Genomic DNA, 24,519 nt, shown 5'->3' with positions numbered 1-24,519 from the left:
CGGCGGCATGAGCGAGACGACACCGACCGCGGCGCCGGAACGGGCGGCGGGGCTGCCGGCCCAGTCGCCGCCGGTCGACCGGGCCGAGACCGCGAAGTCCGACGCGCCGGCACGGCTGTCCTGGTGGCGCGGTGACGGGGGCGAGGGCGCGCGGCGCAACCTCGGCCTGCTGGCCACCCTGCTGGTGCTGGTGGTCATCGGCATCCTCACCCGGCCCGACCTCTACGGCAACGCGAGCTGGGTGTGGGGCAACACCCTCACCATCCTCAAACTCGCCTCGGTGGTCGGCGTGGTCACCGTCGGGATGACCTTCGTGATCATCGGCGGCGGCATCGACCTGTCGGTCGGCGCGATCGTCGCGCTCGCCGGGGTGTGGTGCACCACGGTCGCCACCCAGAGCTACGGCGCCGGCGGGATGGTCTTCAGTGCGCTGACCGTCGGGCTCGCCGTCGGCCTGGTCAACGGGCTGCTCATCTCGTACGGGCGGCTGGTGCCGTTCATCGCCACGCTGGCCATGATGGTCGCCGCCCGCGGCCTGGCGGCCGAGATCTCCGACAAGCAGACCCAGGTCTCGAACGACACCTTCATCAACGGCATCGCCAGCACGAACGTCCTCGGCATCCCGCTGCTGGTCTACATCCTCGCCGCGGTCGTGGTGGCCGGCTGGGTGCTGCTCAACCGCACCACCTTCGGCCGCCGTACGGTGGCGGTTGGCGGCAACCCGGAGGCGGCCCGGCTCGCCGGCATCAACGTCCGCCGGCACACCCTGCTGCTCTACGGGCTCTCCGGGCTCTGCTGCGGCATCGCCGCGATCATGCTCACCTCGCAGGCCACCTCCGCGCAGGCGGCGATGGCCAACCTCTACGAACTCGACGCGATCGCCGCCGCGATCATCGGCGGCACGCTGCTCAGCGGCGGGCGGGGGACCATCATCGGCTCCCTGCTCGGCGTGATCATCTTCTCCACCATCACCAACCTGTTCGCCATCAACGGCCTCTCCACCGAGGCCCAGAACATGGTCAAGGGCGGCATCATCGTCGCCGCCGTCCTGGTCCAGCAGGTCCAGTTCGGCAGCCTCACCCAGTTCCTCCGCCGCAACCGGGCCACCAGCACCACCTGATCCGACCGCGACACCGGCGGCCACCTCGACAGCGACGGTGGCCGGGCCCAGCACACCCTTTTCACCCCACCACCTCATCCAGGAGGCCGTCATGACAACGCAGGGTCGCGACCTGTCGCGCCGCCGGCTGCTCTTCGGCGGAGCGGCCCTCTCCGCCGGCGTCGTGCTCGCCGGCTGCACCAGCAACGAGCAGACGCCCACCGCCGCCCAGACCAAGGCCGCGGCGACCGGCGGCAACAGCGAGCCCGGCAAGAAGGTGACCATCGGCTTCTCCGCGCCGGCCGCCGACCACGGCTGGATCGCCGCGATCACCAGCAACGCCAAGGCGCAGGCCGGGGCGTACTCCGACGTGGAGCTGAAGTCCGTGGAGGCCGGCGCCGACGCGGCGGCCCAGCGGGCGGCGCTGTCCACGCTGCTGTCCCAGAAGCCCGACGTGATCGTGCTGCTGCCGCACGACGGCAAGGAGCTCAACGCGTTCGGCCTGGAGGCCATGAAGGCCGGCATCCCGGTGGTCAACCTGGACCGCGCCTTCCCCGACGCGCGGGCCTACCGCCTGCAGATCAAGGGCGACAACTACGGCATGGGGGTGGCCGCCGCCACCTACATCGCCGAGCAGCTCAAGGCCAAGGGGGTCAGCAACCCGGTCATCGGCGAGATCCCCGGCATCGACTCGCTGGAGCTGACCCAGGAACGCTCCAAGGGCTTCGCCGACACCCTGGCGTCGTACGGCCTGAAGGTGGCCAACCGCCGCCCGGCCGAGTTCACCGCCGACTCCGGCCAGCAGGCCGCCACCGGCCTGTTCCAGGCCCTGCCGAAGCTCGACGCGCTCTGGAACCACGACGACGACCAGGGCATCGGTGTCCTCGCCGCGGTCAACCAGGCCAACCGCAAGGAGTTCTTCATGGTCGGCGGCGCCGGCTCGAAGAAGGCCATGGAGGACATCCAGGCCGACAACACCGTCCTCAAGGCGACCGTCACCTACAGCCCGTCGATGGCCTCTTCGGCCATCTCGCTGGCCCGCCTGATCGGCCAGAACAAGGGCATGTCGGACCTGGTGGAACTCCAGGTCCCGAAGGAGATCGTGCTCGCCTCCGAGACGATCACCAAGGAGAACGCGAGCAACTACCTGAAGCTCGGGTTCTGATACACGGGGGGAGACCCACCTTGTCCACTCACGACAATGTCCTGCGGGTCGGCATGGTCGGCTACGCGTTCATGGGCGCCGCGCACTCACAGGCGTGGCGCACCGTGAACCGCGTGTACGACCTGCCGGCGCGGGTGCGGATGGCGCTGATCTGCGGCCGGGACGAGCTGAAGGTGGCCGACGCCGCAGGCCGGCTCGGCTGGGACGGGCACACCACGGACTGGCGGCGGCTGGTCGAGTCCGACCAGATCGACGTGGTCGACATCTGCACACCGGGGGACAGCCACTGCGAGATCGCCATCGCCGCGCTGGCCGCCGGCAAGCACGTGCTGTGCGAGAAGCCGCTCGCCAACACTGTCGAGGAGGCCCGACAGATGGCGGCCGCCGCCGCCCAGGCCCGGTCCGCCGGGATACGGGCGATGTGCGGGTTCAATTACCGCCGGGTGCCCGCGGTCACCATGATGCGGCAGTTCGTCGCGGACGGGCGGCTCGGCGAGATCCGGCACGTCCGGGCGGCGTACCTGCAGGACTGGATCGTGGACCCGCAGTTCCCGCTGGTCTGGCGGCTGCAGAAGGACAAGGCGGGCTCCGGCGCGCTGGGTGACATCGGTGCGCACATCATCGACCTCACCCAGTACGTCACCGGACAGCGGATCACCGGGGTCAGCGCGGTGACCGAGACGTTCGTCAGGGAGCGGCCGCTGCCGGCCGGGTCGAGCGGCCTGGCCGCGCAGGCCGACGGCCACGGCCAGTCGATGGGTCAGGTCACCGTGGACGACGCGGCGGCGTTCGTGGCCCGGCTCGACGGCGGCGCGCTGGCCACGTACGAGGCGAGCCGGTTCGCCACCGGCCGCAAGAACGCCCTCCGGGTGGAGATCAACGGCTCGCTCGGCACCCTGGTCTTCGACCTGGAACGCCTCAACGAGCTGGAGTTCTACGACGCCAGCCGGCCCACGGCCGAGCAGGGCTTCACCCGCATCCTGGTGACCGAGGGGGAGCACCCGTACATGTCGGCCTGGTGGCCGCCCGGCCACATCATCGGCTACGAGCACTCCTTCACCCACGAGGTGCGGGACTTCGTCGAGGCGGTCGCCACCGGCACTGACCCGGCGCCGTCGTTCGCCGACGCGTTGCAGGTCCAGCTCGTGCTGGACGCGGTGACCCGCTCGGCGGAGCTGGCCAGCTGGACGGAGGTGGAGCCCGCGCTGGCCGAAGTGGCCGCCTGATCCACGCGGCGCCCGCAGGGGCGCCGCCCGAGGAGGCTTCCCGGAGCCCGACCGGCGAGGGCCCGCCGCGGTTGCGCCCCGCGGCGGGGACGAGGTCGGATCAGGGGAGCGTGCCACCGGAGCCCTCCGGCCCGGCACGACCAAGCACGGCCCACCGGTGCGGCCGGACCGGGATTCCCCGGCCGCACCGGCGGACCGACCCGACCCTGGGGAGGGAGCACGATGCGTACGGGTGTCTGGCTGGTGGGAGCGCGTGGCTCGGTCGCGACCACCAGCATCGTCGGGGCGCTGGCCCTGCGGGCCGGGCTCACCGACCCGACCGGGTGCGTCACCGAGCTGCCCGACCTGCGCGGGCCGGCCCTGCCGGCCTTCGCCGACCTGGTGTTCGGCGGCCACGACGTGGTCGCGTGTCCGCTCATCAAACGGGCCGAGGCGCTCGCCACCGCCGGGGTGCTGCCCGGCCGGCTGGTGGACGCCCTCGCCGGGGAACTGGCCAGCGTCGAGGCGGGGCTGCGTCCCGCCCCGACCGGGGCCACCCAGGCCGAGCGGGCGGCCGCCGTGGCCCGCGACCTCACCGAGTTCCGCGACCGGCACGCCCTGGACCGGGTGGTGGTGGTCAACGTCTCCACCACCGAACCGGCCGTCGCCGCGCACCCGGCCCACCACGACCTGGCCGCGCTGCGGGAGGCGCTGGCCGGCTCCGCCGACGTGCTGCCGGCCAGCTCGCTGTACGCGTACGCGGCCTTCACCGCCGGCTGCCCGTACGTCGACTTCACGCCGTCCACCGGGGCCCGGCTGCCCGCGCTGGCGGCCCTGGCCGAGGAGCGCGGCCTGCCGTACGCCGGGCACGACGGCAAGACCGGGGAGACCCTGGTCAAGTCGGTGCTCGCGCCGATGTTCGCGATGCGGCACCTGGCGGTGCGCTCCTGGTCCGGGCTGAACCTGCTCGGCGGCGGGGACGGCGCCACGCTCGCCGAGCCGGCCGCCAACGCCGCCAAGGTGGGCAGCAAGCAGCGGGTGCTCGGGGAGACCCTGGGCTACCTGCCGCAGGGCGACACCCGGATCGACTACGTCGAGGAACTCGGCGACTTCAAGACCGCCTGGGACCTGGTCACCTTCGCCGGTTTCCTCGGCACCCGGATGCGGATGGAGTTCACCTGGCACGGCTGCGACTCGGCGCTGGCCGCCCCGCTGGTGCTCGACCTGGCCCGGCTCACCGCCGCCGCGCACGCCGCCGGCCGCCACGGCCCGCTGGCCGAGCTGGCCTTCTTCTTCAAGGACGGCATCGACGCGCCCACCCACTCGCTCGCCGGGCAGTGGGCGGTGCTCTGCGACTTCGTCGCCGGGCTGCACGCCGGAGCCGGCCGATGACCCGGCTGGCCGACCTCGCCGAGCTGGTCCGGGCGCCCGCCGCGCTCTCCGTACCGGGGGACGTGGTGGCCGGCGCGGCGGCGGCCGGCGCGCTGGACCGCCGGACGCCGGCCCTGGCCGGGGCGTCGGTGCTGCTCTACTGGGCCGGCATGGCCGCCAACGACTGGGCCGACCGGCGGCTGGACGCCGTGGAACGCCCCGAGCGGCCGATCCCGTCCGGCCGGGTCCACCCGGCCGCCGCGTTCGGGGTCGCCGCCGGCCTGACCGCCGCCGGGCTCGCCGTGGCCACCGCCGCCGGGGGTCGGCGGGCCGCCGCCGTCGCGGTCCCGCTCGCCGGCGCGATCTGGGGGTACGACCTGCTCGCCAAGAACACCGCCGCCGGTCCCGCCGTGATGGCCGCCTGCCGGGGCCTGGACGTGCTGCTCGGCGCAAGCCCCGCTCCCGGCCGCCGCGACCGCCGGGCCGACACCGGCCGGGGTGCGACACGCGGCGTCCCCTCGGCCCGGCGGGGCGTCCTCCGGGCGCTGCCGGCGGCGCTGACGGTCGCCGCGCACACCTGGACCGTCACCGCGCTGTCCCGCCGCGAGGTCTCCGGCGCCGACCGGCGGCTGCCCCAAGCCACCCTGGCCGGCACCGCCCTGGTCGCCGCCACCGCGCTGAGCCGCACCGAGCCGGTCCCCGCCGCGCTCGCCGCCGGCTACGCCACCCGCTACGGATCGGCGCAGGTCCGGGTGCTCGCCGACCCGTCACCGGCCCGGGTCCGGGCCGCCGTCGGCGCGGGCATCACCGGGCTGCCCGCGCTGCAGGGCGCGCTGACCGCCCGGGCCGGCGCCCGGCTGCTCGGCCTCGCCGTCGCGGCCGCCGCCCCGCTCGGCCGCCGCCTGGCCCGGCTGATCTCGCCGACATGACCAGCCCTTCGCTCCCCTCCGCGTCGCCCGGCACCACCCAGGCGGCGGCGGACGCACCGGCCGGGCACGGGGGCCCGCTGGACCCGGCCGGGCTCCGCTTCGGGTACGGCACCAACGGCTTCGCCAACCACCGGCTCGACGACGCGCTCGGCGTGATCGCCGACCTCGGCTACCAGGGGGTGGCGCTCACCCTGGACCACGACCACCTGGACCCGTTCGCCCCGGAACTCGGCCGCCGGGTGGCCGCGGTGCACCGCCGGCTGGCCGCGCTCGGCCTGGCCGTGGTGGTCGAGACCGGCGCCCGCTACCTGCTCGACCCGTGGCACAAGCACGCCCCGACGCTGCTGCACGACGACCCGGCGCCGCGGATCGAGTTCCTCCGCCGGGCCGTGCGGATCGGCGCGGACCTGGGCGCGGAGGCGGTCTCCTTTTGGGCCGGCGTACGCCCGCCGGAGGTGCCGGAGTCGGTCGCCTGGGACCGGCTCGTGGCCGGCTGCGCCACCGTCTGCGCCGAGGCCGCGGCGGCCGGCGTGCCGCTCGGGTTCGAGCCCGAGCCGGGCATGCTGGTCGAGGACATCGCCGGCTGGCACCGGCTGCGGGACGCGCTCGGCGCGCCGCCCGGCTTCGGCCTCACCCTCGACATCGGGCACTGCCGCTGTCTGGAGCCCCGGCCGGTGCCCGACTGCGTCACGGCGGTCGCCGAGCACCTGGTCAACGTGCAGATCGACGACATGCGCCGGGGCGTGCACGAGCACCTGGAGTTCGGCACCGGCGAGATCGACTTCCCGCCGGTGCTGCGCGCCCTCGCCGACGCCGGCTACCGCGGCCTGGTGGCCGTGGAGCTGCCCCGGCACTCGCACGCCGCGCCGGCGGTCGCCGCCCGGTCGATCGAATTCCTGCACGCCGCCGCCGGGACCGCCCGGCACCGGACAACCGACTCGGACCCTTTGCTCTGCAGCCACGGAGGCAACACGTCCGGACCGCGGGTGCTGCGTAAAGGGCTGCAGAGCAAAGGCGGTGGCTGAGCACCTGCCACCCGGCTCAGAGGGGAGACGGCATGACACCCGACCGACTGCGCGCCGCGCTGCGGGGCGTACCCGATCCGCAGTGGCTGGACGCGGCCCTGCGCCGCGTCGCGACCGAGCCCAAGGCGATCGCGCGCCTCTTCGCCACCGCCGCCCGGCGGTGCGGGCGGGGGCCGCTGCCCGACCCGCCCGGCTGGACGGTCGACGAGGCCGCCCGGGCGCTGCTGCTCACCGCGCTCCCCGCCGACCACGCGGCGGCGGCCGACTCGCTCTACCGGCACGGCGACGCCGCCGAGAAGCGGGCCGTGCTGCGCGCCCTGCCGCTGCTGCCCATCGGGGCGGCCTGCGTGCCGCTGCTGCACGACGCGATCCGCACCAACGACACCCGGCTGATCGCCGCCGCGCTCGGCCCGTACGCCCGGCACCTGGAGCAGCCGGCCTGGCGGCAGGCCGTGCTCAAGTGCGTGTTCACCGGCGTGCCGCTGGCGGCCGTCGACGACCTGCACGGCCGGGCGGACGGCGAGCTGGCGGCGATGCTGGCCGCGTTCGCCGCCGAGCGGCACGCGGCCGGCCGGACCATGCCCGCCGACGCCACCGACCTGCTCGACCGGCTCGGCGCCGGCTCGCACCCCACCACCGCCAGGGAGGCGTGATGCGCATCTTCGACCCGCACATCCACATGACCTCACGCACCACCGACGACTACGAGCGGATGGCCGCCGCCGGGGTACGCGCGGTGGTGGAGCCCGCGTTCTGGCTCGGCCAGCCACGCACCAGCGCCGCCTCGTTCGTCGACTACTTCGACTCGCTGATCGGCTGGGAGCCGTTCCGGGCCGGGCAGTTCGGCGTCCGGCACCACGCCACCGTGGCGCTGAACCCGAAGGAGGCCAACGACCCGCGCTGCCACCCGGTGCTCGACCTGCTCCCGCGCTACCTCGACAAGGACGGCGTGGTGGCGATCGGTGAGATCGGCTACGACTCGATGACCCCGGCCGAGGACGCCGCCTTCGCCGGGCAGCTCGCCCTGGCCGTCGCGCACGACCTGCCCGCCCTGGTGCACACCCCACACCGCGACAAGGCCCGCGGCGTCGAGCGCACCCTGGCGGTGGTCGCCGAGTCCGGCATCGAACCCGGCCGGGTGCTGGTCGACCACCTCAACGAGGTCACCGTGAAGCTGGTCCGGGACACCGGCTGCTGGCTGGGCTTCTCCATCTATCCGGAGACGAAGATGTCCCCGCCGCGGATGGTCGAGCTGCTGAAGACGTACGGGACCGAGCGGATGCTGGTCAACTCGGCCGCCGACTGGGGACGCTCGGACCCGCTGCTCACCCGGGCCACCGGGGAGGCGATGCTGCTCGCCGGGTTCACCGAGGACGACGTGGACCGGGTGCTGTGGCGCAACCCGGTCGAGTTCTACGGCCAGTCCGGAAAGCTGGACCTCACCGACGTCGACGCGCCGGCGCCCACCTTCGCCGGCAACTCCATCCTGCGCGGGGGCGAGTGATGCGGTTCCGGCACGCCGACGGCAGCACCGTCCACCTCGGCTACTGCACCAACGTCCACCCGGCCGAGGACCTGGCCGGGATCCTCGCCCAGCTCGACACGTACGCGCTCCCGGTCCGCCGGGCCCTCGGCGCCGACCTGCTCGGGCTGGGGCTGTGGCTGGCCGCCCCGGTGGCCGCCGCGCTCGCCGCCGACCCGGCGGCCCGCCGCCGGCTCCGGCACGAGCTGACCGTACGCGGCCTCGAGGTGGTCACCCTCAACGGCTTCCCGTACGCGGCCTTCCAGGCGCCGGTGGTGAAGGGCGCGGTGTACCACCCGGACTGGACCACCCCGGAGCGGCTCGGGTACACCCTGGACCTGGCCCGGGTGCTGGCCGACCTGCTCCCCGAGGACGCGGCCCGCGGCTCGATCTCCACGCTGCCGCTGGCCTGGCGCACGCCGTGGGACACCGGCCGGGCCGACCTTGCCCGGCGCCGCCTGGACGAGCTGGCGGCCGGACTCGCCGCAGTGGAACGGGAGACCGGCCGGACGATCCGGGTCGGCTTCGAGCCGGAACCGGGCTGCCTGGTGGAGTCCACGGGACAGGCGCGTGAGATATTCTCAGCCATGGATTTGGACCGGCTCGGGATCTGCCTCGACCTGGCCCACCTCGCCTGCGCATGGGAGGAGCCGGCCGAGGCGCTGGGCCGGCTCCGGGCCGCCGGATTGCCGGTGGTCAAGGTGCAGGTCTCCGCCGCCGTCGAGGCGGCCGACCCGGACGGCTCGGCCGAGGCGCTGCGCCGCTGGGTGGAGCCGCGCTTCCTGCACCAGACCCGGTCCGCCGGCTGTGCCGAGGTCACCGACCCGGCCGACCCGGCGTACGCCGCCGACGACCTCGACGCCGCCCTCGACGCGCGGCTGCCCGGGCCGTGGCGGGTGCACTACCACGTGCCGCTGCACGCCCCGCCCGAGCCGCCGCTGCGGTCCACCCTGCCGGTGCTGCGGGCCGCGCTCGCCGCGCTCTACGCCGGACCGGTCGCCGGCTGCGAGCACCTGGACGTCGAGACGTACACCTGGGGGGTGCTGCCGCCGGCGCGGCGACCGCGCACCGACGCGGAGCTGGCCGCCGGCATCGCCGCCGAACTGGCCTTCGCCCGCGACGAGCTGATCGGGCTCGGGCTGGCCACGACGGCGGGGGTGGCGGCATGAGCGAGCGTCAGCGAGTGAATCATCGACCCAGCGCGGTGGTGCCTCATGGCGGTGCCGAGCGAAGCGAGGTGCCGGCATGAGCAAGCGGTTGGTGGTCATCGACGTGGTGGGGCTGACCCCGCGCCTGCTGGCGCACATGCCCCGGCTGCGCGCGGTCGCGCAGGAGGGCTTCGCCGCCGAGCTGGGCACGGTGCTGCCCGCGGTCACCTGCTCGGCGCAGTCCACCTTCCTCACCGGGGAGCTGCCGTCCGGCCACGGGATCGTCGGCAACGGCTGGTACTTCCGCGACCTCGGCGAGGTGTTCCTCTGGCGGCAGCACAACGCCCTGGTCGGCGGGGAGAAGCTGTGGCAGGCGGCCCGCCGCGTCGAGCCGGACTACCGGGTGGCCAACGTCTGCTGGTGGTACGCGATGGGCGCGGACGTGGACTGGACGGTCACCCCGCGCCCCATCTACTACGCCGACGGGCGCAAGGAGCCGGACTGCTGGACCGACCCGCCCGAGCTGCACGACACCCTCACCGACGCGCTCGGCACCTTCCCGCTCTTCACCTACTGGGGGCCGGGCGCCGGGCTGCCCTCGTCCCGGTGGATCTGCCGTGCCGCCGAGCGGATCCTCGCCGACGAGGCCCCGGACCTGACCCTGGTCTACGTCCCGCACCTCGACTACGACCTGCAACGGTTCGGCCCGTCCTCGCCGCAGGCCGCCGCCGCGGCGACCGAGCTGGACGCGGTGCTCGGCCCGCTGCTGGACGCCGCCAGGGAACGGGACGCCACCGTGGTGGTGCTCTCCGAGTACGGCATCACCGACGTCTCCCGCCCGGTCGACGTCAACCGGCTGCTCCGCGCCGAGGGGTTGCTGCGGGTCTACACCCAGGACGGCATGGAATACCTGGACCCGTGGACGTCGCGCGCCTTCGCGGTCGCCGACCACCAGGTCGCGCACGTCTACGTCAAGGACCCGGCCGACGTGCCGGCGGTGGCCAAGCTCTGCGCCGGGCTGCCCGGGGTCGCCGAGGTGCTGGACGCCGAGGGCCAGGCCGGCTACGGGCTGGACCACGAGCGTTCCGGGGAGCTGGTGCTGGTGGCCGAGCCGGACGCCTGGTTCACCTACTACTACTGGCTCGACGACGCCCGCGCACCCGACTTCGCCCGCCTCGTGGAGATCCACCGCAAGCCCGGCTACGATCCGGCCGAGCTGTTCTTCGACCCGGCCGCACCGGGTGCCGCGAAGCGGCGGGCGGCGGTGGCGCTGGCCCGCAAGAAGCTCGGCATGCGCTACCTGATGAGCGTGGTGGGGCTGGACGCGGGGGCGCGGGCGGTCCGCGGCTCGCACGGCCGGCTGCCCGCCGACCCGGCCGACGGGCCGGTGCTGCTCTGCTCCGATCCGGCCGCAGCCCGGGACCGGGTCGCCGCGACCGACGTGAAGGCCCTGCTGCTCCAGCTCGCCGGACTGGCCCGGGAGGCGCCGTGACCGTGACCGTCGCACCGACCGACCCGGCCCTGCTGCGGGACCGCTTCGACGCCGCGCTCGCCGCGTTCCTGCGCGAGCGGCGGCCGGGTCGGTCGGACGACGGTACGGGGGCCGTCCACGCCGTGCTGCGCCGGTTCGTTCTCGCCGGTGGCAAGCGGCTGCGGCCCCTGTTCTGCTACTGGGGGTGGCGCGGCTTCGGGGGGCCGGACGGCGCCCCGATCGTGGTCGCGGCGGCGGCGCTGGAGTTGTTCCACGCCTTCGCCCTGATCCACGACGACATCCTGGACCGCAGCGACCTGCGGCGCGGCCAGCCCTCGGTGCACCGGGTCTTCGCCGACCTGCACGCCCGCTCCGGCTGGCAGGGCGACCCCGAGGCGTACGGCCGGGACGCTGCCCTGCTCTGCGGCGACCTCTGCGCCGCCTGGTCCGGGCAGATGTTCCACGACTGCGGACTCGAACCGGGGCGGGTCCGCCAGGGCCTCGCCGTCTTCGCGCGGATGCGCGCGGAGGTGATCGCGGGGGAGTACCTCGACGTGGTCTCCGCGGTCGGCGACGGCTCGGTGGCCTCCGCGCTCGCCGTGGTCCGGATGAAGACGGCCCGCTACACGGTGACCCGGCCGGTGCAGATCGGTGCCGCCCTGGCCGGAGCCGACCCGGCCGCGGTGACCGCGCTGGCGGAGTTCGGCGACCCGCTCGGGGACGCCTTCCAACTCCGCGACGATCTGCTCGGCGTCTTCGGCGACCCGGCCGTCACCGGCAAGTCGAACCTGGACGACCTGCGGGAGGGCAAGCCGACCGTGCTGCTGGCGCTGGCCCGGGCGGCGGCCGGCCCGGCCGATGCGGCGCGGCTGCGGGCGCTGGTCGGCGACCAGGAACTGGACCACGGGGGCGCGGCCGAGGTGCGGGAGATCATCGAGGCCACCGGCGCGCGGGAACGGGTCGAGGGGATGATCCAGACCCGGGTCGACCAGGCCCGTGCCGCGCTCGACCGGACGCCGCTGGCCGAGCCCGCCCGCTCGGCCCTGGTCGAACTGACCGTCCGCGCCGCGCACCGCCGGCAGTGAAGGCCAGAGTCCGCGGATGGGGCCTTCCGCGAGCGGGGCGGCGGAAATAGAGTGGGGGCGGCGACCGTGAGGTGGCCGGTGACTCGACGGGAGGCGCAACCCGTCGGGCCTGAGGCGCGACCGCGCCCACCGGTGCCCCAGGGTCGCTGACGCCCGGTCGCCCTCGCCCCGGCCCGCAACGGAATCCCCCATCACCACAGGGGAGAAGGACAATGGCGCGACCCATCACGCTGTTCACCGGCCAGTGGGCCGATCTTCCGTTCGACGAGGTCTGCCGGCTCGCCGCCGAGTGGGGCTACGATGGCCTCGAGATCGCCTGCTGGGGCGACCACTTCGAGGTCGACAAGGCGCTCGCCGACGAGTCGTACGTGGACCGGAAGCGGGCCACCCTCGCCAAGCACAACCTGCAGGTCTTCGCCATCTCCAACCACCTGGTCGGGCAGGCGGTCTGCGACCACCCGATCGACGAGCGGCACCAGGACATCCTGCCCGCCCGGATCTGGGGCGACGGCGAGCCGGAGGGCGTACGCCGCCGGGCCGCCGAGGAGATGAAGGACACCGCGCGCGCGGCGGCGAAGCTGGGGGTGCGGACGGTGGTCGGCTTCACCGGCTCGTCCATCTGGCACACGCTGGCGATGTTCCCGCCGGTGCCGCCGGCCATGATCGAACGCGGCTACCAGGACTTCGCCGACCGGTGGAACCCGATCCTCGACGTCTTCGACGAGGTGGGGGTCCGCTTCGCGCACGAGGTGCACCCCAGTGAGATCGCCTACGACTACTGGACCACGAAGCGGACGCTGGAGGCGATCGGCCACCGGCCCGCGTTCGGGCTGAACTGGGACCCGTCGCACTTCGTCTGGCAGGAGCTGGATCCGGTCAACTTCATCTTCGACTTCGCCGACCGGATCTACCACGTCGACTGCAAGGACGCGAAGGTGCGTACGGGCGACGGGCGGCGGGGCCGGCTCTCCTCGCACCTGCCCTGGGCGGACCTGCGGCGCGGCTGGGACTTCGTGTCCACGGGCCACGGGGACGTGCCGTGGGAGGACTGCTTCCGGGCGTTGAACGCGATCGGCTACGACGGCCCGATCTCCATCGAGTGGGAGGACGCCGGCATGGACCGGCTCGTCGGCGCGCCCGAGGCGATCCAGTTCGTCCGCCGGCTCGCCTTCGACGCCCCGGCCGCGGCCTTCGACGCCGCCTTCAGCAGCAACCGGGACTGACCCTTTTGGCCGCTACGAACTTGATGACGTGAACGATTCACCCCGGTCGGCCGCAGCCGGTCGATCCGCCGGGCGGGGCAGCGCCGGTGATTCACCTACGTCATCAAGTTCGTAGCGTCCAGCCAGTGATTCGCGGCACCCGCCCGAAGGCCGTGCAGGCCGACACGATCGGGAGCGACTACGACACCGTGCTCTCCGCCGGACCGGAACGAGGCCGCCGGCGATCAGCAGGCCGCGAAGACCTGGTCGCTGACCAGGCGCGCCGCGCCGACCAGCGCGGCGCGGTCGTCCAGGTCGGAGAGGACGATCGGCATGCTGCCGGTGGCCAGCGGCGTCGAGCGCCGGTAGACCACGCCGCGGATCTCGGCCAGCAGGACCGGGCCGATGCCGGGGGCCGCCCCGCCGATGATCACGATGGCCGGATTGACGAAGCTGACCAGGCTGACCAGCACCTGCCCGAGCCGGCGGGCGGCGTCGCGGACCAGGGTCTGCGCGACCGGGTCGCCGCCGATCGCGGCCCGGGCCACGTCGGCCATGGTCAGCGTGCCGGCCGCCGCCAGCCGGTCGCCGAGCGCCGTCGAGCGTCCGGCCCGCGCCGCGGTCACCGCGTCCCGCACCAGCGCGGCATCCCCGCAGTACGCCTCCAGGCAGCCGGGCTGACCGCAGCCGCACAGCGGCCCGTCCTCGGTGAGCTGGAGGTGACCGACGTCACCGGCCCCGCTCGCCGCGCCCCGGTACAGCGCGCCGCCGAGGATCAGCCCGGAGCCGATCGCGTTGCCCAGCTTCACGTAGAGGAAGTCGTCGAACGCCCGGCCGGTGCCGGCGTGCTGCTCGCCGAGCGCCATCACGTTGGCGTCGTTGTCGACCTGCACCGGGCAACCCAGCTCGGCGGCGATGGTGTCGCGGACCGGGAACTGGTGCCAGCCGGGCAGGGCGGGCGCGACGGACGGCGCGCCGGCGCGGACCGCGACCGGTCCCGGCAGGGCCACCCCGACCCCGGCCAGCCGGACCAGCCCGGCCTCGGCGCGGAGCTTGCCGAGCACCTCGACCGCACGGCCCACCACCGCTTCCGGACCGACCCGTGCGTCGAGCGGCTCGCCGTGCCGGGCGAGCACGGTCAGCTCGCCGTCGGTGAGCGCGACATCGAGCCGCCCGTCGCCGACGACCACCGCGCCAAACCGGACCTGCCCGGCGATCCGGAGCAGCGACGACCGGCGGCCGCCCCGGGACGCGGCCGGCCCGGCCGTCTCCACCAGCCCCTGCGCGGTCAGCCGGTCCACCTCGGCGGTGAACCGGGCCCGGGGCAGGCCCACGGCGTCCGCCAGTTCCACCCGGGAGCGCGGGCCGTCGCGCAGCAGTCGCAGCAGCCGCGCCTGGTCCGCGTTCTCCGGTCCGACCATGGTCATACGATCACCTCGCTTCCGAATGTGCCACACCCGCGTCACCACCGCGTGACGCGAAGGGGCCGCCCCCGGTTTCCCGGGCGCGGCCCCCCTCTACGGGTCGGCGGGTCGGATCAGCCCCGCAGACTCGACATGTGCTGGTAGCTGATCTCCGCGTAGCGCAGCGACCGGCCCGGGTCGGCGCTGCCACCGGGCGCGGTGTCCTGCTCCCACATCGGGTTGTGGTAGCCCTTGGCGCCCATGTTGGCGAAGAAGCCGCCGTAGTCGATGTCGCCCTGGCCGAGCGGCACCATGTCGTACCCGTTGGTGGTGCCCGTGTTGATCTTACCGTCCTTGGCGTGGAACAGCGGGAACCGCATCGTGCGGGCCGCCACCGTGGCGAGCGGGTCGAAGATGTTCGTCTGGGTCACCCCGTCCGGGTCGGTGTAGCTGCGGTAGCGGTACTGCGCCACGTGCGCCCAGTAGATGTCCATCTCGAACCAGACCCACTCCGGGTTGGTGAGCCCGAAGAAGTACTCCAGCTTGCGGATGCCGGAGGACCGGGTCGGCCGGCCCAGCGCGTCCAGCGGCCCGCTGTCCAGCAGGAAGTTGTACGCCGCGTCATGGTTGTGGGTGTAGAGCTTCAGCCCCCGCGCGGCGGCCATCTCGCCGAAGGTGTTCCACCGGTCGGCGGCGGCGTCCCAGTCGGCCTTGTAGTTGCTGCCCGTCGGGTCGCTGCCGGTGCCGATGTGCGTCATGCCGAGGATCTCGGCGGTGTCCAGCGTCTGCTCGAACTGGGCGATCGTGGTCGGGGTGACCGTGCTCGGGACGGAGGCGTGCGAGCCGTTGGCGCGCAGCCCGTTGTCGTCGAGGATCTTGCGGATCTCCGCCGGGGTGATCTGCCGGCCGAGGATCGAGGTGTGCTGCGTGTAGCCGGCGAACTCGACCTCCTTGTAGCCGATCTCGGCGAGCCGGCCGAGCACCCGCTCGAACCCGAACGGCACTCCGCTGCCGTCGTCGGCGGCACCGATCCGGTCGCGGACGCTGTAGAGGATGATGCCCCGCTTGCCGGTCGGGACGAGCACGCCGTTGCTCGCCGCGGCGGCCGAGGGGGCCCAGCCGGCGGCGCCGACGGCGACCGCGCCGGCCGCCCCGGCGATGGTGCCGAGCATCCGGCGGCGGCTCATCCCGTGTGTGCTGTCGTTCATCTCGGGCTGCCTTTCTGAGGTGATGGTGGTGGTGGGGAAGGGGGCCGGGGTGGGACCGCCCGGTGGGCGGCCCCACCCGGGCGTCACGGGGTGACGCCGATGCCCTGGCCGGTGAACTCGACCCAGTTGAGGTTGCCGAAGCCGCTGGTCGGCCCGCCGGGGACGGTGGTGAAGACCAGGTAGAGCTTGTGCGTCCCGCCCGGGTCGGTGATCGGCACGGTGGTGCTGGTGAAGGCGTTGTTGCCGCTGGTCGCGTTGACCGTGGCGGTGGTCAGCAGCGGGCCGGTGGGGGAGTCCAGGCGGAACTGGACGCCGAACCGCGGCTGACCGGCGGTGGCCGCGCTGCCACCGGAGGTGCGCAGCGTGACCGACTGCATGTTGGTCAGGTTGACGGTGTTGTTGATCGCGATCCAGTCACCCGGGTCGAGGCTGCCGCGCTGCTGCCCGCCGCCGGTGTCGGCGGTGGTGGCGACCGTGGTGCCGGACTCGTCGGTGGCGAACTCGACCTCCTGCCGCTTGGCCTGGATGATCTGCTGGTCCACCGTGGTCAGCGCCGGCTGCCCGTTGGCGCCCTTGTCGGTGTACGACGCGCTGACCACGCCGTAGATGTAGCCGCCGTGCGAGGCGTCGTCCGCGTCCGTGGGCAGCACCCCGGTGCAGCCGAACTGGTTGGCCTCACCGTGCCCGTGGCTGTCGTGGCCGAGCACGAAGGTCACCTCGACCTTGCTGCAGTCGATCGGCCCGTCCTCCGGGTCGGTGACGGTGACCGTCCACGGGATGTCGTCACCCCAGTTGAAGAAGCCGCCTTCGAGCGGGGTGTTGACCGTGACGGTCGGCGCGGTGTTGCCGACGGTGATGGTGGTGTTCGCCGACGCGGTCTTGCCGCTGGAGTCGGTCACCGTCAGGCGGGCGGTGTAGACCCCGTTGGTGGTGTAGGTGAACGACGGGTTCGGGTCGATCGAGTCGGTGGTGCCGTTGCCGTCGAAGTCCCAGGCGAACTTGATCGAGTCGCCCGGGTCCGGGTCCTTCGAGCCCTCGCTGGAGAAGGCGACGGTCAGCGGTGCCCGCCCGTTGGTCGGGGTGGCGTTCAGCACGGCAGTCGGTGCCCGCAGGCCCTTGACGTAGCTGAACTTGAGCATCGCCGCGTCCGGGTTGATGTTGAAGAACCCGTCGCCGTAGGTGAGCAGGTAGAAGTTGCCGTCCTTGCCCCACCGCATGTCCATCGGGTTGTCGCAGAGGAACGGCTTGGCCGGGGTGGTGGGTGCCTGCCCGCAGTTCAACACGTTGTTGATCTTCAGGATGTCACCCTGGTCGTCCAGCCGGATCTCCTTGAGGGTGTCCCGGGTGAACTCGCCGAAGAAGATGGCGCCGTCGTAGTACTCGGGGAACTTCGTCTCCGACCTCAGCTCCGGGTCGTAGTCGTACTTCGCCGCGCCGTGCGGGCCGACCCCACCGGTGCCCAACTCGGGGAAGAGCACCGGGCAGGTCTGCGTCGGAGTAGACAGGTAGGACTCCGGGCAGGGGGTCGGCGCCTGGAACGAATACCACAGCTCCGACTTCTCCACCTTCGGCAGGTCGGTCAGACCGGTGTTGTGCCGGGAGGTGTTCTTCGGCGCCGCGCAGTCGAACGGCGCGACCGGCGAGATGGGGTTGGTGGTCCAGTTCATTTCGATGTACGGCAGGTTCGGCTGCACGCACATCGGCCAACCGTAGTTCGCCGGCTTGTCGACCACCATCATCCGACCGGTGCCCGCCGGTCCGCGCCCGACCTGGGGCACTGAGGAGTCGGGGGAGTAGTCGGTGATGTAGGCGACGTCGTTCTTGTCGAGGGTGATCCGGAACGGGTTCCGGAAGCCCATCGCGTAGATCTCGGGCCGGGTCTTCTCCGTGCCGGCCGGGAACAGGTTGCCCGCCGGGACGGTGTACGAGCCGTCCGCGCCCACGGTGATCCGCAGGATCTTGCCCCGCAGGTCGTTGGTGTTGGCCGAGCTGCGCCGGGCGTCCACGAAGGGCGCCTGGTAGACACCGGTGGCGCTGACCGAGTCGTTGTGCGGCGAGAAGCCGCCCGACCCACCGCCGCCGGCCGGGGTGTCGTCCCCGGTGACCAGCCACAGGTTGTTCTTCGAGTCGAAGGCGATGTCACCGGCCACGTGGCAGCAGGCGCCCCGGTCGACCGGCACCTGCATGATCTTCTGCTCGGTGCTGAGGTCGAGCGACGGGTTCTCCCCGTCGACGAACTTGAACCGGGAGAGCTGGAAGTAGCCCTTCCACTGGTCCCAGGCGTGCGGGTCGGTGCTGGTGGTCGGCGCGCTCCCGGCGGGGGTGTTCAACGGGGGCGCGTAGTACAGGTAGACCCACTTGTTGGTGGCGAAGTCGTTGTCGATCGCCGGGCCGTACATCCCGTCCTCGCTGTGGGTGTAGACCGGGATCTGGGCCAGGACGGTGGTCTCGTTGGTCTCCGGGTTGTGCAGGCGTACGCCGCCGCGCCGGTCGGTCTGGATCACCCGGCCGTCGGGGAGCACGTCGAAACCGATCGGCTCGTTGACGTTGGGCTGCGCCCCGATGACCGTCATCTGGTAGTTGGCCAGCACGGTCGCGCCGCAGTCGCCGTCGGTCACGCCGGCCGCCCACTGGATCGCGCCGCCCAGGTGGGCCCGCAGGTCCACGGTGCCGTAGCTCTCCGGGGTGGCGCCGAGTCCGGTGTAGAACGACCGGCCGCCCTGGTAGTCCTTGCACCAGGTGATGGGGTGGTCGAAGCCCATGGTGCCGCCGGTGTACGTCTTCTCGTCCACCGTGGCCAGCACGTGCGATACGCCCCGGACGTTGGCCGCGAAGTTGTACCACCGGTCGGTGGTGCTCCACCGCTGCGGCAGCGTCTCCGAGGCCGGGTGGACCCGGTCGGCGACGGTGACCGTGGCCTTGCTGACCGCGGACGGCGCGCCGGTGGCCCGGGTGCCGAGCACGTTGGTCAGGAAGGACCAGTCCGGTTCGGCCTCGATGGCGGAGTTGACGCCGACGAAGCCGCCGCCGTCGCGGTAGTACTGCTCGAAGGCCGCCTGCTGGGCGTCGTCGAGCACGTCACCGGCGGTGTTCAGGAACACCACCGCGCGGAACTGCTTCAGGTGCGGCTCGTCGAACTTGCGAGCGTCGTTGGTGACCTCGACGGTGAAGCGTCGCTCCTGCCCGAGTTGTTGGATGGCCTGCACGCCGGCGGCGGTGGCGGCGTTGTTGCCGCTGGCCGACCGGGTGAACACGAGCACCTTGTACTGCATGCCGTTGCTGTTGGGTGCGGGGGTGGTGAGCACCGGCGCGGCCTGCGCCGGGGTCGGAGCCTGCTCCGCCGTCGCGACGAGCGTCGCGCCGACGAGAGCGAGCAGGCTGAGGTGGGTGGCGGCCCTGCGGCCGAAGGGTCTGCGCATCGAACCTCGCTCTGGTCGGGCGGGTCCGCCTCAGCGCGGGACGAAGCTGAGGAGGTCGCTGATGTGGTGACGAGAGCCTGGCCAGGTTCTACGCGAGACGATATTTGCGGAGGCGAGCAAAGAGAAGAGGTGGAAGCCAAAAGTTTTCTATGAATCGCTTCGACTTTTGTTCAGGATCAGCAAAAGTAGGGCGGTTGGGTCCCGTCCGGACAGACGAGAACGGGCCGATCGCCCGATGGCGATCGGCCCGCTGCCCTGGCGGCGTCAGGAGTTGCTGCTGCTGCCGCTCGTGCCGGACGGCTTGGTGCTTCCGCCGCTGGTCGAGCCCGTGCTGGTAGAACCTGACTTGGCGCCGACCGAGGCCGGCGTGCCGGCGAACGGCTTGTCGGCCTCGGTCAGCCCCTGCCGGTTGCCGTTGCCGCTGGTCAACTTCTCGCCGAGCTTCGTCTGCCCCAGCTTGTCCTTGCCCTCGGCATAGAGTCGGGTCGCCTGGGCCTGCGCCACGCCCGCCGCCTCCTGGACGGTCGGGTGGTCGAGCACCTTGCGGCCCCGGACGACGAGTTCCTCGTACTTCTCCCGACCGGCACGGGCGCCCAGGACGAATCCCGCAGCCAGCCCGCCAAGAAACATGATCTTTCCGCGCATGGCGGCTCCTTCCGTACCTGACGCGCCGCCGCTGCCGACCGGGTGGTTCCCGACCGGCAGTGGCCATCTCGCGCCTGCGTCCTCTGTCGGCGGCTAACTACCCATCCTGCTCTCCCCTCATGCCTCCGGGTGCCCAGATGGCGATTTGTCCGTATTGATGCTTGATCGTGTCGCCGGAAAACCCCGCCACCAAGGCGGGTAACCCCCTGGCGCGCCACCCCCGGATGTCCTGTATTCTTGTCCCCGTCGCCCGGCGCGGAGAGATCCGTAACCGGGTGATCTGCGGTCCCCCGTAGCTCAATTGGCAGAGCAGCCGGCTGTTAACCGGCAGGTTTTTGGTTCGAGTCCAAACGGGGGAGCTTCTCTTCACAGCGCGCCCGCCGACACAGGTCGGCGGGCGTTTCTCGTTCCTGGCCCGCCATGGCCGGCGCCTTCGGTCCCGCCTCCGGACGCCTTGCCTCGCGCTCGCTGTCGAGCTGATGACGCAGACGATTCACCCGTGGCGACTTGTGGCCGGGCAAACGCGCCTCCCGGGCGGTTTCCCCCCGAAAAGACCGCTCTGCCCGGCAGGATGGACGTCGACTGGGACTCCCGCTGCGTCGGTTCGTGCGTCGGTTCAGAGGGTGGGTGGAGATGGCCGGAGGAGCCCGCCGCTGGACGGCCACGCTGACCGCGGCGGCGGTCGTGCTGGGCTGGCTCGTGGTCGGGGCGATCGCCGGACCGTACTCGGGGAAGCTCGGCGACGTCGCCACCAACGACAACGCCTCCTTCCTGCCGGCCAACGCCGAGGCAACCCGGGCGCTGGACCTCTCCGCCGGCTTCATGCCGAGGGAGACCACCCCCGCCCTCGTCGTCTACGAGCGCGCCTCCGGCATCACCCCGACCGACCAGCAGCGCGTCCAGGCCGACGCCGCCCGCTTCGCCCGGGTGCCGGGCGTGGTCACCCCGCTGCCGCCACCGATCGTCAGCCAGGACGGCCAGGCCGTACAGGTGATCGTCCCGATCGACAGCGCCGAAGGCGAGCGGATCCGGCAGGTCGTCGACCAGTTGCGCGGCATCGCGGGCACCGACCGGGACGGGCTCACCGTGGACGTGGCCGGACCGGCGGGCCTGCTCGCCGACCTGATCGAGGTCTTCACCGCCATCGACGGACCGCTGCTGCTGGTCACCCTGGTGGTCGTGCTGGTCATCCTGCTGATCGTCTACCGCAGCCCGGTGCTCTGGATCTTTCCGCTGCTCGCCGCCGGCCTGTCGTACGCGCTCGCCTCGCTCTTCGTCTATCAGCTCGCGCGCAACGACGCCATCAAGCTGAACGGGCAGGCGCAGGGCATCCTCACCGTGCTGGTCTTCGGCGCGGGCACCGACTACGCGCTGCTGCTCATCGCCCGCTACCGCGAGGAACTGCACCGGCACGAGCGCCCCTGGGCCGCGATGCGCGCCGCCTGGAAGGGCGCCGGCCCAGCCATCATCGCCTCCGGCGCCACCGTCATCCTCAGCCTGCTCTGCCTCCTACTGTCCACCCTCAACTCCAACCGCGCGCTCGGGCCGGTCGCCGCCGTCGGCATCGCCGCCACCCTGCTGGTGATGCTGACCTTCCTCCCCGCCCTGCTGCTGCTCGGCGGACGCTGGGCGTTCTGGCCGCGACGGCCCCGATACGACCACGCCGACCCGCGGACCGAGCACGGCGTCTGGGGCCGCATCGCCGGCTTCGTCGCCCGGCGGTCCCGACCCGTCTGGCTGGTCACCGCGATCGTCCTGGCCGCGCTCGCCGTCGGCGTGACCCAGCTCGGCGCCACCACCCTGGGGCAGTCCCATCTGTTCACCAAGCGCACCGACTCGGTGGCCGGTCAGGAGGTGATCACGAGGCACTTCCCGGCCGGCACCGGCAGCCCGGCCACCATCTTCACCACCGCAGCCACCGCCCGGCAGGTCGCCCAGGTGGCCCAGGGCGTACCCGGGGTGTCCGCGGTGCGCCCGGTCACCGGCCAGGGACCGGGCGGGCCACCCGACCCGAACGCGCCGCCCAAGGTGGTCGACGGGCGGGTGGAGCTGGAGGCCACCCTCGCCGACCCGCCGGACAGCCACGCCGCCGAGCGGACCATCCGCGACCTGCGCGAGGCGGTGCACAAGGTGCCCGGCGCCGGCGCCGTGGTGGGTGGCTTCACCGCCGTCAACGTGGACACCGCCGACGCCGCCGTCCGGGACCGCAACGTCATCATCCCCGTGGTGCTGCTGGTCATCGCGGTCATCCTGGCCCTGCTGCTGCGCGCCCTACTCGCCCCGCTGCTGCTGATCGCCACCGTGGTGCTGTCGTTCCTGGCCACGCTCGGCCTCTGCGCGTTGATCTTCAGGTACGGCCTCGACTTCCCCGGCGTCGACCAGTCGTTCCCGCTCTTCGCGTTCGTGTTCCTGGTCGCCCTCGGCATCGACTACAACATCTTCCTGATGAGCCGGGTGCGCGAGGAATCGGTCCGCCGGGGCACCCGCGCCGGGGTGCTCGCCGGCCTCGCCGTCACCGGCGGCGTGATCACCTCCGCCGGCATCGTGCTCGCCGCCACCTTCTCCGCGCTCGCCGTGCTGCCGCTGGTGGTGCTCGTCGAGCTGGGCGTGGCGGTCGCCGTCGGGGTGCTGCTCGACACCGTCGTCGTCCGGTCCCTGCTGGTGCCCGCGCTCGCGTACGACATCGGGCCGAAAGTCTGGTGGCCGAGCCGGCTGTCCCGGGCCAACCGGGACGGCGACCGGGCCGGGGCGGAGGTGACGCATGTCCGCTGAGGCCGACGTGGTCATCGTCGGCGGCGGCCTGGCCGGCCTCGCCGCGGCCCGCCGGCTGCACCGCGCCGGCGTGCCGCGGCGGCTGCTCGAGGCCGGCGACCGGCTCGGCGGCCGGGTCGCCACCGACCAGGCCGACGGCTACCTGCTGGACCGAGGCTTCCAGGTGCTCAACACCGCCTACCCGCGGCTCGGCGGCCTCCTCGACCTGGCCACCCTGGACCTGGGCTGGTTCACCCCCGGCGTGCTGGTCCGCCGCGGCGACCGGCTGGACCGGCTGGTCAACCCGCTGCGCGAGCCCGCCGGCGTCGCCGGCACGCTGACCGCCGGGATAGGGTGGCTGTCGGACCGGATGCGCTTCGCCGGGCTCGTCACCGGCTGCGCCACCCTGCCGGTGAGTCGACTGCTCACCGCGCTAGAGACCACCACCGAAGCGGCGCGGCGCTGCGCCGGGCCGGCCTTTCCGACGCGATCATCGAGGGGCTGCTCCGGCCGTTCCTCTCCGGCGTCCTCCTCGACCGGGAGCTGGCGACCTCCAGCCACGTGCTGGCCATGATCCTGCGCTCGTTCGCCCGCGGGCGGATCGGCCTGCCCGCCCAGGGGATGGCCGCGCTGCCCCAAGCCATCGCGGCCCCACTGCCCGCCGAGCTGATCGAGCTGCACACCCAGGTCACCGAGGTCGCACCGGGCCGGATCCGCACCCAGACCGGCGACCTCGCCTGCCGCGCCGTCCTGGTCGCCGCCGACCCGCCGGCGGCGACCACGCTGCTGCCCCAGCTCCACCGGGTACGCATGCACAACTGCACGACCTACTACCACAGCGCCGACACGCCGCCCCTGGACGAGCCGATCCTGCTGCTCGACGGAGAGCGGCGGGAACTGGTGGCCAACACGGTGGTGCTCAGCCGAGCCGCGCCCACGTACGCGCCGGCCGGGAAGCACCTGGTGGCCACCTCGGTGGTCGGGCCGCAGCCCCCGCCCGAGGCGGTCATCCGCCGGGAGCTGGACCGGCTCTACGGGCGGTCCACCGCCGACTGGACCCACCTGACCACCGTCACCGTCCCGAACGCGCTGCCCGCCGCGCGCCCGCCGCAGGGCCGGCTACGCAAACCGGTCGCGCTCGGCGACGGGCTCTTCGTCGCCGGCGACCACCGGGACAGCCCATCCATCCAGGGAGCGCTCGCCAGCGGCTGGCGGGCGGCCGGAGCGGTGCTGGCGGAGCTACGCGGCGCAGGTTGAGCGCAATGGACGGCTCGGCCACCGTCGCCCCCACGACGCGCTGTTATTCTCGCGTTGCCCATCGTGCCGGTCGGATCTTGAGCCCGGCCCGTTCGGGTGGTGGCCGGTGATCCGTTGAGCGGGTTACGATCCGGCGCGGCAGCGGGGCGGTAGCTCAGCGGGTTAGAGCAGGGGACTCATAATCCCTCGGTCGCGGGTTCGAGTCCCGCCCGCCCCACCAGCACAAACGCTAGATCACGGATTTCCACGACGGCCTGGGTGGAACTGAGGCTTTCCGCACTCACGGAATTCGTCTCACGTCGTCGGCTCCCCGCTGATCCACGCTTCCGATCCAGGCTGAGTGCAGGCGCGGGTTGTTGTACCTACGATTCTCGCCGAAGAACAGCCGAAACTGACACAACAGGCCCCCTGAGCTGGGGAATTCGGTTCGTGTTCTGCCGCATCCGGTCCACGCGTGGCTGGGTGGAGTCTGCTTGCGGAAGGCGCAAGCTGGAGTCACTCGTCATGTCTGCTCCGGGGGCCGAGCCCCCGGACACCACACGGTGCGGTGGTCGCTGACCGCGACCACCGCCTCGGGCTCGGGGGATGGTCGCACTTTCAGTGGGAGGACTCGC

General features: G+C 72.9%; 17 protein-coding genes, 2 tRNA genes and 1 pseudogene. 16 read left to right on the top strand and 4 right to left on the bottom strand.

Annotated features, from left to right (window positions below; translation table 11 throughout):
* Window positions 1-7: 7 nt before the first annotated feature.
* From ACY34I_RS27620 to ACY34I_RS27565, 12 genes are all read left to right on the top strand, one after another.
* A complete protein-coding gene (locus tag ACY34I_RS27620) occupies window positions 8-1,120 on the top strand; it encodes an ABC transporter permease (protein WP_462757949.1) in 1,113 nt (370 codons plus the stop codon).
* Between the two features lie 91 nt (window positions 1,121-1,211).
* Window positions 1,212-2,264, top strand: a complete 1,053-nt coding sequence (locus tag ACY34I_RS27615) for a substrate-binding domain-containing protein (RefSeq protein ID WP_462757948.1) — start codon at window positions 1,212-1,214, stop codon at window positions 2,262-2,264.
* A gap of 20 nt (window positions 2,265-2,284) precedes the next feature.
* Window positions 2,285-3,490: a Gfo/Idh/MocA family protein gene (locus ACY34I_RS27610; protein ID WP_462757947.1), complete on the top strand. Its 1,206-nt coding sequence runs from the start codon at window positions 2,285-2,287 to the stop codon at window positions 3,488-3,490.
* Window positions 3,491-3,712: 222 nt separating this feature from the next.
* Window positions 3,713-4,861, top strand: a complete 1,149-nt coding sequence (locus ACY34I_RS27605) for an inositol-3-phosphate synthase (RefSeq protein ID WP_462757946.1) — start codon at window positions 3,713-3,715, stop codon at window positions 4,859-4,861.
* Window positions 4,858-5,769, top strand: a complete 912-nt coding sequence (locus ACY34I_RS27600; protein WP_462757945.1) for an SCO3242 family prenyltransferase — start codon at window positions 4,858-4,860, stop codon at window positions 5,767-5,769. Before ACY34I_RS27605 ends, ACY34I_RS27600 begins: the two co-directional genes overlap by 4 nt.
* Window positions 5,766-6,794 carry a sugar phosphate isomerase/epimerase family protein gene (locus ACY34I_RS27595; protein WP_462757944.1) on the top strand — a complete coding sequence of 343 codons (1,029 nt, stop codon included), beginning with the start codon at window positions 5,766-5,768 and terminating at the stop codon, window positions 6,792-6,794. The genes ACY34I_RS27600 and ACY34I_RS27595 overlap by 4 nt, the downstream gene beginning before the upstream one ends.
* A 32-nt stretch (window positions 6,795-6,826) precedes the next feature.
* The gene (locus ACY34I_RS27590) at window positions 6,827-7,447 is read left to right on the top strand and encodes an EboA domain-containing protein (RefSeq protein WP_462757943.1); all 621 of its coding nucleotides are present in this window, start codon (window positions 6,827-6,829) and stop codon (window positions 7,445-7,447) included.
* Window positions 7,447-8,298: a TatD family hydrolase gene (locus ACY34I_RS27585; RefSeq protein ID WP_462757942.1), complete on the top strand. Its 852-nt coding sequence runs from the start codon at window positions 7,447-7,449 to the stop codon at window positions 8,296-8,298. Before ACY34I_RS27590 ends, ACY34I_RS27585 begins: the two co-directional genes overlap by 1 nt.
* A complete protein-coding gene (gene eboE / locus ACY34I_RS27580; protein WP_462757941.1) occupies window positions 8,298-9,485 on the top strand; it encodes a metabolite traffic protein EboE in 1,188 nt (395 codons plus the stop codon). Before ACY34I_RS27585 ends, eboE begins: the two co-directional genes overlap by 1 nt.
* Before the next feature lie 76 nt (window positions 9,486-9,561).
* Window positions 9,562-10,956: an alkaline phosphatase family protein gene (locus ACY34I_RS27575; RefSeq protein WP_462757940.1), complete on the top strand. Its 1,395-nt coding sequence runs from the start codon at window positions 9,562-9,564 to the stop codon at window positions 10,954-10,956.
* Complete coding sequence (locus tag ACY34I_RS27570; protein WP_462757939.1) at window positions 10,953-12,020, top strand: polyprenyl synthetase family protein; 1,068 nt, start codon at window positions 10,953-10,955, stop codon at window positions 12,018-12,020. The genes ACY34I_RS27575 and ACY34I_RS27570 overlap by 4 nt, the downstream gene beginning before the upstream one ends.
* A 212-nt stretch (window positions 12,021-12,232) precedes the next feature.
* Window positions 12,233-13,243, top strand: coding sequence for a sugar phosphate isomerase/epimerase family protein (locus ACY34I_RS27565; protein ID WP_148804501.1), 1,011 nt, complete (start codon window positions 12,233-12,235; stop codon window positions 13,241-13,243).
* A gap of 224 nt (window positions 13,244-13,467) precedes the next feature.
* Here the strand turns inward: ACY34I_RS27565 and ACY34I_RS27560 are convergent, their stop codons facing one another.
* The 4 genes from ACY34I_RS27560 to ACY34I_RS27545 all read right to left on the bottom strand — a co-directional run bounded on the left by ACY34I_RS27560 (window position 13,468) and on the right by ACY34I_RS27545 (window position 19,897).
* Window positions 13,468-14,649, bottom strand: a complete 1,182-nt coding sequence (locus ACY34I_RS27560) for an ROK family transcriptional regulator (RefSeq protein WP_462757938.1) — start codon at window positions 14,647-14,649, stop codon at window positions 13,468-13,470.
* Window positions 14,650-14,759: 110 nt separating this feature from the next.
* Window positions 14,760-15,833, bottom strand: coding sequence for a sugar phosphate isomerase/epimerase family protein (locus ACY34I_RS27555; protein ID WP_255472800.1), 1,074 nt, complete (start codon window positions 15,831-15,833; stop codon window positions 14,760-14,762).
* A gap of 83 nt (window positions 15,834-15,916) precedes the next feature.
* The gene (locus tag ACY34I_RS27550; protein WP_462757937.1) at window positions 15,917-19,252 is read right to left on the bottom strand and encodes a ThuA domain-containing protein; all 3,336 of its coding nucleotides are present in this window, start codon (window positions 19,250-19,252) and stop codon (window positions 15,917-15,919) included.
* A gap of 264 nt (window positions 19,253-19,516) precedes the next feature.
* Window positions 19,517-19,897, bottom strand: coding sequence for a hypothetical protein (locus ACY34I_RS27545; protein WP_148794394.1), 381 nt, complete (start codon window positions 19,895-19,897; stop codon window positions 19,517-19,519).
* A 286-nt stretch (window positions 19,898-20,183) separates the two neighbouring features.
* On the opposite strand from ACY34I_RS27545, the gene ACY34I_RS27540 reads away from it, so the two are divergent.
* The 4 genes and pseudogenes from ACY34I_RS27540 (at window position 20,184) to ACY34I_RS27525 (ending at window position 24,125) form a co-directional block, all read left to right on the top strand.
* Window positions 20,184-20,256: transfer RNA gene (locus tag ACY34I_RS27540), tRNA-Asn, on the top strand.
* A gap of 274 nt (window positions 20,257-20,530) precedes the next feature.
* Entirely contained in the window at window positions 20,531-22,669 is a 2,139-nt protein-coding gene (locus tag ACY34I_RS27535) for an MMPL family transporter (protein ID WP_462757936.1), read from the top strand.
* Window positions 22,659-23,905 (top strand): annotated as a pseudogene (locus ACY34I_RS27530) (NAD(P)/FAD-dependent oxidoreductase). Before ACY34I_RS27535 ends, ACY34I_RS27530 begins: the two are co-directional and overlap by 11 nt.
* A 143-nt stretch (window positions 23,906-24,048) precedes the next feature.
* Window positions 24,049-24,125: transfer RNA gene (locus ACY34I_RS27525), tRNA-Ile, on the top strand.
* The last annotated feature ends 394 nt before the right edge of the window (window positions 24,126-24,519 follow it).

The sequence above is a fragment of the Micromonospora sp. RTBAU3-60 genome, from assembly GCF_054963695.1.
This window is presented reverse-complemented; position numbering and strand designations above follow the sequence as displayed.